Origin of the sequence: Phocaeicola sp. RTP21359st1_B8_RTP21360_211022 (assembly GCF_040911965.1) — a bacterium.
Lineage (GTDB): Bacteria > Bacteroidota > Bacteroidia > Bacteroidales > Bacteroidaceae > Phocaeicola > Phocaeicola vulgatus.
On sequence record NZ_JBDFXP010000035.1, the window covers coordinates 40,916 to 55,404 of the forward strand.

A 14,489-nucleotide genomic window follows, 5' to 3' on the forward strand; every position below is an offset into this window, starting at 1 on the left:
TATCATCTAAGCTGAATGATGTATTATCCTGTATTCCAAGCGATATTTATAGGCAACTATCTTTCAAAATCGTATATATTCAGTCCTAAATCCGGATTATATGTGCGACTTATCCGCTCGCTATAATCTTCCACCACGAACTCCCCTGCACCATTCTGTATTGCGGAAAGTAGATGTCCGGCTAAAGCGGAATAGTCGCTCCTGCCGACGGTTATATGCAAATGAAGATATACCTGCTCATTCATAGATGATATATTCCCTGTAAGGTTGGATATTTCCATTTGCTCCCGGAATGTCTTATCATCATATGCTTTTGTCTTGGGATTGAAGAAACGGAGGGTCAGCTCTCCGATAGCACCAATCCCGTTGATAGAACCCGACAGAATTCCTTTCTCCTTGCAGAAAGCATTCAGGGCTTTCACAATTTCAGTATGATTGTTAATGCTGACAATATACTTGTTGCCAATTTTCTTGTACGAATACATATTCTTTTCGTTTTGTGCGTTTGCCGGAGCAATCAGTACCCCGACAAACAGCAAGATAAACAATAATTTCTTTATAAAATGCCCCATCAGTACACTTATGACTGTCTCTGTTTTGATTAATCTTACCATAATAGATAAAATTATCCCACATCAGTGCTTTCCACTTTTGTTTTTAATCTGCACACCGTTTACGAACGTTACCTTGTTCAAAGTTGGCTCTTCCTTCTTATTTTCCATATTCTATAATCTAGATTTCGAGTTGTCCGAGAAACAGTTCCAGCTCCGCTATACCAACGAGCACGGCAATCTGTATTCCTTCCCCGAAAGGCTGTACCGTGTATCCCTTGATTGTGATTCCCTCCTTGATGCCAACTTCGAGGAGGCAATCATCGGTAGCATCGAGCAGATGGCACTGCAGACAGGATGCAGGATATTCATCGTTGATAACCTTACCTATCTGTGCTGTGCCATGGAAAAGGGGGATGCGGCAGGACGGCTGATGATCCAGCTCAACAATCTCAAGAAGAAATACGGGTTGTCCCTCCTCGTCCTGGCACATACTCCCAAACGCTCCTTGGACTGTCCCATCACCTCGAACGACCTTGCCGGAAGCAAACGCCTGTACAACTTCTTTGACAGTGTATTTGCCATTGGCAAAAGTGCCCAAGATGGAAGTCTACGCTATGTGAAGCAACTTAAGGTGCGCTATGGGACATACTCATACGATGGCGACAATGTCATCATCTATGAGATTGAGAAGGTCGATTGCTTTCTGCAATTTGTACACCGAGGGTACTCCACGGAAAAGGAACATCTGAAGCAGTTGGGAGACGATGAATCCACCCGTAGGGACAGCCAGATATTGGAGCTCTCCCGAATGGGCAAGTCGTTAAGGGAGATTGCTTCACAAGTAGGTTGCGGTAAATCAACTGTCGGGCGAGTAATCCACCGAAGCAAAGAGAATGAAAAAGCCATCGTCCCAAGTGTCCCACCGTCCCAGCCCTTAGGGGAACGGGAGATGGGACAGGACGGGACACCCGATAATACCGAGAGAAAGGAGGCCAAGGCATGAAACGATATTCATTACAAAGCTACAAAGGTATAGCCACACGGCATACCTGTCCAAGTTGTGGCGACAAGCGTTCCTTTGTCTATTATGTGGACGAGGAGAATACACCTCTGCATCCGTCAGTCGGAAGATGCAACTACGAAAGCAGCTGCGGGTATCATTACACTCCCAAGCAATACTTTCAGGATCATCCCGAATGCCGTACCTTTGATGCTTCTTCTTTTGATGGGCAAATGAAAGAAGTGAAGAGCAAGAGCACTCCGACCGAGCCAATGAAACCTACGCCCATCGGCTATGTTCCGATTCACTATGTGGAGAAATCTAAAAGCGTGCAGAGTAATTTCTTCCGCTTTCTCTCTATATTGCTTGGCAACTACTATGGCAGCAAGTCTCAGGAGGTGTTGAACCGCTTGTTGGATGAGTATCGTTTGGGGGCGACCCGTGACGGTGCTGTTATCTTTTGGCAGATAGACAAGAACGGAAAGGTGCGTACAGGAAAGGTAATGCAGTACAATCCCGAAGATGGACACCGTATCAAGGAACAAGGTGTAGCCATCAACTGGATACATAACATACTGAAAAAGCAGAATGTATTGCCAGAAGAATGGCTACTATCCCAATGTCTTTTCGGTGAACACCTGCTAAGCCTCTATCCCGACAAGGTGGTGGTATTGGTTGAATCCGAGAAGAGTGCCATCATCGGCTCTGCTATCTTCCCTAACTATGTATGGTTGGCGACAGGTGGCAAGAGTCAGATGAAAGAGGACAAACTTCGTGTGTTGAGCGGAAGAACCGTACTTCTCTTTCCCGATGCAGACGGATATACCGAGTGGAAACAGCGTGCCGAGAGCATGACCTATTGCAAAGCTATCGTTTCTGACCTCTTGGAAAAACACGCTACTCCCAAGCAGAAAGCAGACCATATCGACATAGCCGACTGGATTATTTTTCAGATACAGGAAGGCAAGTTAATGTCCACTGCCAACCACTTGGTAGAAGCTGAAAAAATCCTCCAACAGATGATAGAGAAGAACCCTGTACTGCAAAAGCTGATTGATGAACTCGACCTTGTATTGGTCGATGCAAGTCACATCGCAAGCGATGACAAAAGCCCTCCTTGACAGCAGGAGAGCGGAAGCCGTAGGCTGTAGCGGACTGACAAGGGCTTGCCCTTGATATAGCCCACTATAACTACACGCTTCGCTTACGTAGTTGTGGGCTCTCCCGAGGGGATTAAGGCTTTGCCCTAATGACCCACTTAGGGCGTTTCTCCCCTGAGCACCCAGAGCAAAGAGTGACCCTCTCTTTGCAATCTCCGCTTATGGGTTGTACCCCTAAGAACCCCTTGCGGTTATGAGCGGACAAATAAAAGAAATGTTAGTCAATAACTCAAATCAAATTCAAAAAAATGGCAACAAAAAGCAGTATACATATCAAGCCTTGCAATATAACATCAAGCGAGGCTCATAACCGCAGGACTCCCGAATACATGCGTAACATCGGGGACTCCAAAATCTATATCGTACCCGAACTCTCTGCCGATAACGAGCAGTGGATAAATCCCAGTTTCGGCAATGTCGCTTTGCAGACGCATTATGACAACATCAAGCGTATGGTTAAGGAAAAGACTGGGCGTGCGATGCAGGAAAAGGAACGTGAACGCAAAGGCAAAAACGGAAAGATTATCAAGGTGGCCGGGTGCTCGCCCATCCGTGAAGGAGTATTGCTTATCAAAGCAGATACCACCTTGAATGATCTTCGCAGATTTTGTGATATATGCGAACAGCGTTGGGGTATCACTCCGATACAGATTTTCATACACAAGGATGAAGGGCATTGGCTCCCTGGCGAACCCGATGCAGGCGATAAGGAGAGCTTCAAAATTGGGGACAGATGGTTCAAACCGAACTACCATGCCCATATCGTTTTTGATTGGATGAACCACGACACAGGAAAGAGCTGCAAACTTAATGATAACGATATGATGGAAATACAGACATCAGCATCCGAGATTCTTGAAATGGAGCGAGGACAATCGAAAGCCGAGACAGGCAAGGAACATCTGGAACGTAACGACTTCATCCTTGAAAAACAGAAATCCGAACTCCGTAATTTGGATGCCGTAATGCGATACAAGGAGTATCAAGTGAAATGTGCCGAGCAGGAGGTTCAGGAAGCAGAGAGTATAACACAAGCCCTACGTGATGAAGCCCTGCAAAAAGAGAAGCAGAGTGAAATGCTCGATAAGGCTATCAGTGATAAACGCTCCAAACTGAACAAGGAGAAAGGAAACCAGTTGCTCGGAGCAGTTGCTGATTGGGCTACGGGAAAGTCCAAAGCCTTGAAAGGCGACATTGAGGACTTAAAATTTGACTTGGCGGAAGCACACGAAACCATAGCCGAAGAACGCAAACGGACGCAGGCTGAAACCGCCAAACTTGAAGCCTACAAGAAAACAGTTGCACAGCAGATGGAAAGTGCCGTTCGCAATGCCACACTCAAAAAGGACGATGAAATTAACAACTTGAAAGACCGCATTTCGTGGAGAGACAAGATGCTGGGGATGTTCACAAAAATCCTGATGCAAAGTAATGGCACCTTCAGAAAGGCAGTCGATTCAATCATCAACTTTGCCAAAGATACATATCGTAGTATCTTCAGCCGAGAGGAGGCAAAGACCATCAAGAGTGTGATGGAAGCCTTTGGTAAAAATAAGGAGGATTACAGAGCTATTGGAACTTTCCTCGTGTTCACGGCAGACAAAAAAGAGAACCTATCCAACAGCGAGTACCGCAAGGCTGTTCGCGAAGTGGATGATGTTGCTATCGGCAGATATGAACAGGCGCAGAAGCGTGGAAATTCTCTAAAACTGTAAGGATTTAGGTAAAAAAGCATGATTCTTGTAAAATATTTCTGCAATTATTTGTTATTAGAGACAAAAAGCATTACCTTTGCATCGTAAATATGATGATCATCGGTTTGTGCCGAGTCAATGATAACAGAACCCGTTAGCATCCCGTAGAACTGCTGGCGGGTCGCTTTTTTTATTACTATGAACCAGCGCCCACGCACAATAGAAGAACAGGTCTCATTGCTCAGAGCAAAAGGGATGGAATTTGAAGATTTAGGCGAAGCAAAAGCTTTGCTTGCTCGAATCAGTTATTTCCGGTTGAAGTATTTCTGGACAGACCTGATTGATGACTCTACAGATGGTGATTTCTTGCCTGATACATCTTTTGATATGGTCATGAAACGCTATAATTTCGACCATAACCTACGATTGGTGTTGTTTGATGCAATAGAAATGATCGAAGTAGCTTTTCGTGCTAAAATCATCAATCATATGTCAAAAGCAGCAGGCAATGGACTTTGGTATCTTGATGCATCATTGTTTGAAGATGCCGACAGACATCAAGAGTTTGTGCTTAACTTGAAATATGAGTTTGAAAGAAGTACTGAACCATTTGCTAAGAAGTACATTGAGAATCATCCCAATTGGCAAGGGGATAGTTTTGAGGGTGATAACCCTGATGCTTGGATGATAATTGAGGTGGCTACTTTCGGCACACTGTCGAAGATGTATAAGAACTTGAAGAATCAATTGCCTCAAAAGTCAGCCATTGCAAATGATTTTGGACTTTACTCATCGAGAGAGTTTTCTAACTGGATAGAGATAATCTCGTTAATGCGAAATATCATAGCACACCATTCTCGTCTATGGAACAGAGCACTCAGCAAGAAAATATCGAATATCAAGGGGCATAGAGACCTTTGGTTGAATAACGAATTCTCAGAAATGCAGAAGAAAAAGCCCTATGCAGTAACTTGTGCATTGGTTTATCTCTGTAGAGCCGTAAGTGGTAGCAAATCTATCCAAGAAAAAGTAAAGGCGTTGTTTGAGACAAGTTCCCAAGTCATACCTATTCATAAAATTGGTATTCCTATCAACTGGAAGAATGAACCTCTTTGGAGATAAACAGTGAGTCTATCTGTGTGAGTTTGTAAATGGACCTGTAAAAAGGTTCTTATAGAGCATAAAAACTCAAACAAAAAATAACAGAATCCGTCAGCATCTCGTAAGAACTGCTGGCGGGTCGCGTTTTATTACCGTGAAACAAATAGATGTACCACAGCATATATATTAAATGAGTGACTTATTGCACAAATAAGTGTGAACAGGCTAATCCACATAATTTGAATGTAATAAGAGAGAGAAATTGATTAGTTGGCTGGAAAATCTATTTCTAATTGTAATCGAGATATTAATGTGTTCAGTTCAATCACCTTATAGTTGGTTATTTTATGTAAATCAATAAACGATGTGATTTCCATTTCACAATATCCTTGATAATCACTTATTTCCCATTCTGCGTCTCTTGCTATTTGAGCAACCATGTTTAAATATGGCGCATCAACTTCCGAGAATGACATTCCATAAACATGTATATGTGTCACATCGTAAAGGCTATCAAAGAAGTCTTTATACCTATGCAATAATTTTTTGACAGGTTTTTGTTGAGATGCAACGCCACTTACTGCGGCATCTTCTGCTAATTGTTGGTGTAATTGATGATTGTCCTCCATCTCCATTCTCCATTGTTCATATGCTTCTGGATCATCGTCAGAAGGTGGTTCTGGATCATTTACTATTATCATCTTCCGTAATTCATCCTCTCCTACACAATGTCCTAGAACAAATTCTTCATTATCATCAATACAGCCATGTATGTGAAGAATTTGTGCGGAAGGAACACCATACATATTCTCAAGAGTTTTCGAATAATTAAAGGTTAAGAAACGAGATCCTTCTCTTATCAATTCAATCTTTTTGTCTTCTCTTGGAGAATTCAGTTGCAGTATCCAATTTCTAAAACAACTTCTTAAATCGCTATATAGTCCATCAAGGCTCTGCTCCACCTCTATTTGGGCATCATTCCACATTCTATCACAATGGTCAGACATCAAATCCGGCACATTTTCACTTGCTACAGCACTAGCATATTCTAATATATCTAGTGAACCAAGTTGATTCTCGAAATCAGACCACCACTCATCATCACAACAGCCGTAGGCTTCTTCTATGTCTTGAATGACAGTCGGTTCATTTTCATATAACCAATCACGAAAATTTCGATATGAACTATTTATGCCATGGTGTAAATCAAAACCATTACCAATTATATATAAATGTCTCTCCATATGTGTGAATTCATCTTACCTATGCTATTTTGTATCTCATACATAGATACATAAACTATTTCTATAATTAGTATTATCACTTATTAAACTTTATTCAGATAATGTGATACGGTTAGATAATAACTTAATTTACAAGGTGATTTATAAGAGGAAGAAAAAAACGTTAATTAACATTCCATTTAAAGAGTCATATCTTAGTTTTTTATCTCAATATCATTTCAAACATAATTCATGATTTGATAAATGTCAAATAAATCTGCTTAAATTTAAATTTTCACACTTTTATTGCAGTCTGTAATTCTAAATCGACATACATTTGCACCAGAAAAACAAAACAGGATAACAGAAAATAAAAAGAAAGTCATAAATAATAACTATTAAATGACGATTTGAATATACAAATATTGGTGATTGTTAGGATAATAATATCAAATTGTCAAAGAAAGAAAAAAGTGAGTATAAACCCCTCTTCGGAGGAACTAAATTTGGAAAGGTATGAAAAAGATTGAAATGTTTTTAAGTACTGTGTTTGCTAATAATAGTGCAAATTCCAATAAGTGTAATAAGATTAACTTTTGGTGTCCGACTGGGATGCCCCCCATCTTTTGTGATTTTCAAAGCAAATGAATTTGAGACACATTAGAATTTTATAATAATCGAGCGCTGTGAATTGGCAGCTCAGTAGTACTAACGTTCTCTCGAAACTAGAGAGACTAATTCAGATAGGTATGAGAAAGATTATAGTTTATATTGGTTCAATATTTTCAAATCATCCTACTAATTTGAATGCCAACGACTGCAACAATATCAACTTTTGGTGTCCAACCGGGATGAATCCAATATTCCATCATCAGATCAAGTATTATCAAGACTAATGGAATAATAGAACCTACGGCAATCACCAATTATAATTAGTATTAACCAACTTTTTACATTAAAGAGCTTAACAGCTAAAGGTATAAAAAAGATTGTAAAAATGACTAATATAGTTGATAACAATAGTTTGAGAATAAATTACTTGTGCCCCACTGGTATGATCCCTGTCTTTTATAATTTAAAGTCAAGCAAGAGAGGAAAGTAAATAGGGTTTAGTTTATGCATAGTAAATGTAAGATTTACTTGCAACAGGTAAAAAGATTTTTAAGGTTAACAATGTATGCGGCATGCTAAAAAGTGATTATTATGTTGGAAGTTGTTCTATATAAGTATTTACTTTTTGTCGTTCAAAAGATATGACTTCAATATAGTAAACATACACTTTTTAGTTTGCCCTTATTTTTCGAATAAGATGAGTGAGTCATAAACATCAGTTACATATTATGAATACTTTCGGCTCTATCACGTATGAATTTTTTAACAATAAAAAGAACTATCATTTTGATTTAACAGGAGCTTTTAGTAACATTATTGAAGAAAGTGAAGCAATAGAATATGATGATGACGACGATGAGGATGAATTCGATGATGATGACGATGACTAACATCTCATTAATCCATAGCTTTTAAGTTTATTAAAGAAACAGGTCAGGACGCTATATCCTGACCTGTTTTTGATGTTAGTTAAGTCCTAATAGTTAGTTTGCTTTATTTGCTCTCAGCATTAGCTATTGATGCACGTACTCTGCTTAATGTTTCCAATGTCATCTGAAGATATGAAGCAATCATTGTCAAAGGTGCTCTTCTAGTTATTTCAGGAAAATGTTGCTGTAATCTAGCGTATCTGTCATTTGCTGATTCGAAACGTAAAATGTCAGCCTTTAATTGTGATAACATTAAGGAATTTTCAAAAAAACTCCGATATAGATAAGCTATATCACCATTAGCATCAGAAAGTTCTTCCATTATATCACGCGGAATTTCCCATAAAACACTGTTTTCTACAGCATCCATCATAAGATGTGTTGGCTCTCGGTTAAAATAGCTGTCAATACACCAGACAACATCTTTTTCACATGCTAAATGTTCTATCACATCCTTATCATGCTTTAGGTAGTGCTGTCTAATAAATCCCTTTTCTATATAAAATAGGCAATTACAGATATCACCTTCATTTAGAATTATATCACCTTTTTGATATTTCTTAGGCTGAATAATATCTGCAAAAAGGCGAATATTCTCCAACTTAAGTTTGCGATTAGGGCATGTTTCAGCTATAATCTGTTTTGCAATGTCAAATTGAATACTCATAGGCTAAAGTTATTTATATCCAACATTTTGTTTCAATTTTGGGTTCAAGTCTATACTTTTTTGTGGAATAGGAAAAACTGTGGTATACCCATTTTTCTCATCAGCCAGTTGGACTCGCTGATCGTATGATTTGTGATAAACTCCAAAACGCACCATATCTTGTCGTCGCCAGCCTTCCCATACTAACTCCAACAAACGCTCTTTCAATATGTTCTCAAGCGTAGCTTCTCGATATGGCATACCAACACGACCTCGGACTTCGTTCAACTCCAACGAGCCATCCTCACCATTACGTACCTTTGCCTCGGACTTCATCAGGAGAGCATCGGCATAGCGGAATAGCACGATGTCGTTATCCGGTTGTCTACCGTCGGAATGTGAGGTCCTATCAACCTCATATTTTGCCATACGAGCACCAGCTGTCTTGACATAGGAGCTTCCCGTAAGATTCAACTTTAGCTCCAATGGGAAATACTCCAACTGCTGTCCATTGTCCATCATTACAGGCTTTCCATCAACCTCTACGATGCCGGCATAGAAGTTCTTTTCAAAGCGAGCATCTACATCATCTGTGCCGTATCCGTTGGCTAAGACTGTTGAGATATTGGCACTGGTACCATTTTCCGATGAGCCACCCAACGCACCGCCATGGTTGTAGTGTCGTGATCGGAAGAGATACCAGAACTGCGCAGCATAGAGGTTCTTATCCAACGGAATGGTGAATATGTTTTCGTTGGAGTTCTCGTTATGCACAGAGAAATTATAGCTATAATCGTCCTCCAACCGATAACCTACCTCGGCAAGTTTATTGCAATATTTGATACAGGTCTGCCAAGCGTTGAGTTTCTCACCATCGACGGTGAAAAATATCTCTTTACCGTTCCGTGGAACGCCATCAGTCCAATTATCATCACAATATATCTCGGCATTAAGAGCCAACTTAGCCAAAAGGAAATTAGCTACAGGTGTTGTTATACGACCATAGTAGTTACCCATCTTATTACTACGCTCATTTGGCAACAACTCGGCAACCTCCTGCAACTCATTCACGATAAAACGGAAAACCTCGCTACGCTCGCTCTGCACAACTTCATCCTGCGGTTGTTCATAGGATGTTACGATGGGCACTCTGCCATACATATCCATAATGTAGTAGTAGAAAAGTGCTCTCAGAGCTCGCACCTCAGCTTCGTAGGCCACTCTCTGCTCCTCAGATAGGTTATGGCTATACTTATCGATGATATGCAGAGATTTGTTCGATAACACAACAACCTTGTAGAGGTATTTCCAAGTATTGTAGAGTGGTAAATCATTAGGACTCCACTTATGCTGATACATATTCGTCCACAAACCTCCATCGTACCAGTCGCCACCACGAATAGGTATCATGGCTTCGTCTGTAGTAAGTGTGTTATAGTCATAAATCCCACGACAGGTCCCCTGTAAACCCTCACTGTCTGCACTGCCACCAATGTAATTGTAGAGCACAGCCACTGCATTAATATATATGTTGTTGGCATTGTTGTAAATGTCTTCTTCATAAAGTTGATCTCTAGGGTCTTCAGTAAGACAAGAGGTCATCATCGTTGCCAAAGCAACCATCAATATGTTTATATATCTTTTCATAACTGTAAGCGGTTAGAATTGAATACTAAGACCTAACGAATAGGTACGATATAAAGGATAGGTGCGTTTGTCGTCAATGCCCAAAGTGTTGCTTACTACATAACTGTTTATCATTGGAGTAAGACCGCTATAGCCTGTGATTGTTGCAAGGTTGCTAATGCCTGCCGAAAGACGCAATGACTTCACAGCCTTGGATTTCATTGGAATATTGTAGCCTATGGTAATATGTTCAATATTTACATAGTCACCTTTTTCCAACCAATAGTCTGAAACATTCTGATCAATAATATTTTTTTCAGGAGCACCCTTCAATACATTGTAGTCAGGGAATATAGACATATTGGTATAAGCCAAGCCCGTGCCATTGAATATCTTATGACCGAAAGCACCATTTATCTGCATGGCAATATCAAAGGACTTGTAACGGAAACTGATGTTTGATCCAATAGTTACCTTGGGGGTTGCCTGACCTGCTATATACCTGTCTCCGCCATCGCTAAAATCAATCTCGCCATCATCATTCAAATCTTCAATATCGTAACTGTAGCCACCAAGTTCATTTTCTTTAAGCCCTTTGCAGTGAGGTAGATAGAATACCCCCAATGGCTGACCTACAATCTGATATACTACATTATTGTCTCCACCGTTCTGACCTGCACCATAAAGCGAGCCAATCGGAGTAATATCTGAAGCTGTCATATGCATACCATTATACTCTCCACTAAGCGAAAGTAACTTATTCTTCTGGTAGGACATATTGAAGTTGATATTCATCTCCATATCCTTTCGTTGAATGGGAACTACCGAGATTCCTAGTTCGACACCCTGGTTAGACATCGAGCCGATATTTGCCATCAGTTTATCGAACGCAAAGGTCGGAACGGGAACATCATACTCATAGAGCATATCCGTTGTCTTTGAGTAATATAATTCCGAGGTAAGCATCAACCGATTATCCCATATACCTAAGTCAAAACCGATATTAAATGTTGAACGAGTCTCCCACTTAAGGTCCGGATTCGTGTTGCGTATACTTCCCATTGTTACGGTAGGTGCACCGTTGATGGATACGATACCATTCTCCTTTACGGTATTAAGTGTTGTATAGGATGTTATACCTCCAAGATTTCCTGACCGACCATATCCGGTTCTTAGTTTCAACATTGTTATAAAGTCAGTATCAGAGAGGAAGCCTTCTTTTTTTACATCCCAACCCAGTGATACTGATGGGAAGAATCCGAAAGTATTGTTATCGCTTACCATTGAAGAGCCATCTCCACGGAGTGCTGCCGCAATAGAATATCTATCCTTGTAACTATATGTGACACTACCCATTATTGAAGCAAGTGACGGGTCTTCATAGCTACTGCTCGTACCACCGAAAGGACGCGATGATGTTGCTCCGATGTTATTATAGGAGAAATCATTTGTTGTTATTCCTTTTGCCTGCACCCATAAACCAGTCCTTACCTGTTTAAGATATTCTGCGCCAACAACAGCATCAAGGTGTGAGTCTCCCCAAGCATTGTTATATGAGAGGGACACATTTGTAAAGTAGTCTTCACCCTTGAACTCTCCACGATAAACATTGCCTTGCGCCCACACCCATGTAGGACAAAATTGAGCATTTCCCGTAGATGAATATGAATAAGAGCCGAAAGCCGACAATATCAAATTGTCAAGGATATTAAATTTCAGCCCCAAATGTGTATTGAAATTCCGTTCTTCGGAGTCATTTTTCTCATAGAGGAGTGCTCCGGGGTGGTTGATGTGTGATGCAGCCGAGTTCTTCACCCAGTTGCCATTAACATCAGTTCCTGCTGGATATGTAGGATTCTGTGCAGCTGCCGAGTAAAACAGCATTCGTGTATCGAAAATGTCGTGTATCTTTGACGAGTAGCCATATACACCAAAATCGCCAACTAAGCGACCATCGAAAGCCTTTTGTGTAGCATCAAGTTTTACCACTAAATTTCGGTAATCGTTAACTTTGACAATTGTATTATGATCCATAAAACCGAACGATGCTCGATAGTTTGAGTTTTCCGAACCACCGCTAAAAGCCAAGTGATGCTGATGTATCAAGCCCGTACGAGTAATTACATCGTGAAAATTGGTGTTGTAGCCACCATTATTGTAATCTAATCCAAGTGCCTCTGCTGTAGCTATATACTCCGGGCCGTTGAGCATTTGCAGATGTTTATACATTGACTCGAATCCGTAGTTGCCATCATATGATATTTCGAAACCTCGCCCCGTTCCTTTCTTGGTCTTAATCTCAATTACACCTGAAGCACCACGGGAACCGTACATTGCCGTTTCGGTAGCATTCTTCAAAATAGTGAAACTCTCGATGTCTGCGGGATATATGGTAGATAGCGTAGCGATGTCAGATGTCACTCCGTCAATAATTACTAACGGGTCATTGCCACCCATAATGGATGTGGTACCACGCACACGGATACTATTCAGCATAGCGAGCCTGTCAGTCCCATTAGTGGTGACGTTCACACCGGCAGACTGACCACTCAATACATCCAAAGCATTATTCAATGGTCCCTTCTTGATATTCTCGGGCCTGATATGCTCTAATGATTTAGTCGCCGAAATGGTATCTTGTTTCTCTCTGATATTCTGTACTTGTGCATCAATTTTTTGAGCACTACAGATGAAGAACATTATGACAAGACAAAGACTGACTCTTCCCATCTTGATTCGTTAAATCTCTGTAGATTCCCCAGACCAGACAGTTAATAAATCTTATACGCAATGTATTATAAAGAGGGGGATTGGGAATCTGTACTATTTCCCTGCCTGTCCGTCCGCTTAGCCATTGTATATTTTTTTTTGTTATTTCATATCAGTGATGCTGATAATCCAAGCAAGAACAGAGTAAACATCTACCTCTTTTATACATAAATCCTTTCCAAGGACTTTATAAGCGCAACCATTAACTACATTACATTACAAAGGTAACAATAATTTGTCATTTGAAGAAATTTAGAAAAAAGAAAAAGTCATTATGCGTGATATTTTTTATTTAATTACGACATTTATCAAATACAAAAAATCATAGAAGGACAAAAATCTTTAAATGATTTGATTATAAACAAACTTTAAATAGTTAAATTGCAATAATACTATACCATGGTTGTTCTTTACCTTAATGTAATACTACTGTTATATATCTGGTCATTTATCTCCTTTTGTCGGATGCAAAGGTTGCCAAACCTCTTTTAGAAAACGAAAAGTTCAAGCGGTAAACCATTTGGAGCAGTTTCGTCCTCCGTTGGAGAGTAAACAGCTCCAAAACCTTTTCTTATTCATCGGCTTGGCTGAAAACTGCATCCGGCAACGGAGATAAACGACTGACGAAATAATAGCATAAAACAGCATAGCCCCCCCTTAATAAGGCAATTTTATCAATGCTGTTTTCATTCTTTTCAGAGGACTATTATTTTCGACAGAGAGAAATTTGGCAAGCGGCAGATTTCACTCCCTCAAAAATAATAGATTTGAATTGCTGTCCTCTTGCCTTTATTGGAAATTGTAGTACCTTTGTAGTGGCTTGTGCGAACGAGCCAAGCAATGTGGAAAGATGGGAACATCGAACCATCAATAAAGTACCGAAAAGAGGGAAAATACCCTCTACCACCGCTCTTTGAGTGTTAAGAAATAATAAAAAGGTTAAATCTTCACCTTTTAGAATGTACCCCTAAAGGTTATGCCCATATTTCTGACTTATAACTCACAAAATATTGAGTAATAACTGGTTGCAAATACTATAATCTTTAAATTGTTTCTGTTGCAAAGTTACCCTCCTGCGTATTCGCTTTGCTGTATCATTGTAGATACTAATTGAAAAGTGCGCTGTATTCTAATTGAAAAGAGCTCCATCCATAACTTGTTACAAAATTACTATA

The 14,489-nt window shown here is 40.1% G+C and carries 9 protein-coding genes and 1 pseudogene; 5 read left to right on the forward strand and 5 right to left on the reverse strand.

Features of this window, described 5'->3' with window-relative positions:
• Positions 1-56: 56 nt before the first annotated feature.
• On the reverse strand, positions 57-614 hold the full coding sequence (locus tag AB5062_RS16585) for a PPC domain-containing DNA-binding protein (RefSeq protein WP_005641953.1): 558 nt from the start codon (positions 612-614) through the stop codon (positions 57-59).
• 103 nt (positions 615-717) lie between these two features.
• Here AB5062_RS16585 and AB5062_RS16590 point away from each other — a divergent pair.
• The 4 genes and pseudogenes from AB5062_RS16590 to AB5062_RS16605 form a co-directional block, all read left to right on the forward strand.
• Positions 718-1,557, forward strand: a pseudogene (locus tag AB5062_RS16590) (helicase); the annotation flags it as partial.
• Positions 1,554-2,675 carry a DUF6371 domain-containing protein gene (locus AB5062_RS16595; protein ID WP_016662433.1) on the forward strand — a complete coding sequence of 374 codons (1,122 nt, stop codon included), beginning with the start codon at positions 1,554-1,556 and terminating at the stop codon, positions 2,673-2,675. The pseudogene AB5062_RS16590 and the gene AB5062_RS16595, both read left to right, overlap by 4 nt.
• Before the next feature lie 287 nt (positions 2,676-2,962).
• Entirely contained in the window at positions 2,963-4,429 is a 1,467-nt protein-coding gene (locus tag AB5062_RS16600) for a hypothetical protein (protein WP_005835689.1), read from the forward strand.
• Positions 4,430-4,663: 234 nt separating this feature from the next.
• Positions 4,664-5,530 carry an Abi family protein gene (locus AB5062_RS16605; RefSeq protein WP_016662435.1) on the forward strand — a complete coding sequence of 289 codons (867 nt, stop codon included), beginning with the start codon at positions 4,664-4,666 and terminating at the stop codon, positions 5,528-5,530.
• Between the two features lie 245 nt (positions 5,531-5,775).
• Here the strand turns inward: AB5062_RS16605 and AB5062_RS16610 are convergent, their stop codons facing one another.
• Positions 5,776-6,753 (reverse strand): bacteriophage abortive infection AbiH family protein, encoded by a 978-nt coding sequence (locus AB5062_RS16610; protein WP_005835694.1) that lies wholly within the window; start codon positions 6,751-6,753, stop codon positions 5,776-5,778.
• 1,292 nt (positions 6,754-8,045) lie between these two features.
• On the opposite strand from AB5062_RS16610, the gene AB5062_RS16615 reads away from it, so the two are divergent.
• On the forward strand, positions 8,046-8,234 hold the full coding sequence (locus AB5062_RS16615) for a hypothetical protein (RefSeq protein ID WP_038606157.1): 189 nt from the start codon (positions 8,046-8,048) through the stop codon (positions 8,232-8,234).
• Between the two features lie 103 nt (positions 8,235-8,337).
• Here the strand turns inward: AB5062_RS16615 and AB5062_RS16620 are convergent, their stop codons facing one another.
• The 3 genes from AB5062_RS16620 to AB5062_RS16630 are packed head-to-tail and all read right to left on the reverse strand — an operon-like array spanning position 8,338 to position 13,275.
• Positions 8,338-8,940 (reverse strand): Crp/Fnr family transcriptional regulator, encoded by a 603-nt coding sequence (locus tag AB5062_RS16620; protein WP_005835699.1) that lies wholly within the window; start codon positions 8,938-8,940, stop codon positions 8,338-8,340.
• Between the two features lie 9 nt (positions 8,941-8,949).
• On the reverse strand, positions 8,950-10,566 hold the full coding sequence (locus AB5062_RS16625; protein WP_005641955.1) for a RagB/SusD family nutrient uptake outer membrane protein: 1,617 nt from the start codon (positions 10,564-10,566) through the stop codon (positions 8,950-8,952).
• A 12-nt stretch (positions 10,567-10,578) separates the two neighbouring features.
• Positions 10,579-13,275: a SusC/RagA family TonB-linked outer membrane protein gene (locus tag AB5062_RS16630; RefSeq protein WP_005835700.1), complete on the reverse strand. Its 2,697-nt coding sequence runs from the start codon at positions 13,273-13,275 to the stop codon at positions 10,579-10,581.
• Positions 13,276-14,489 lie beyond the last annotated feature (1,214 nt).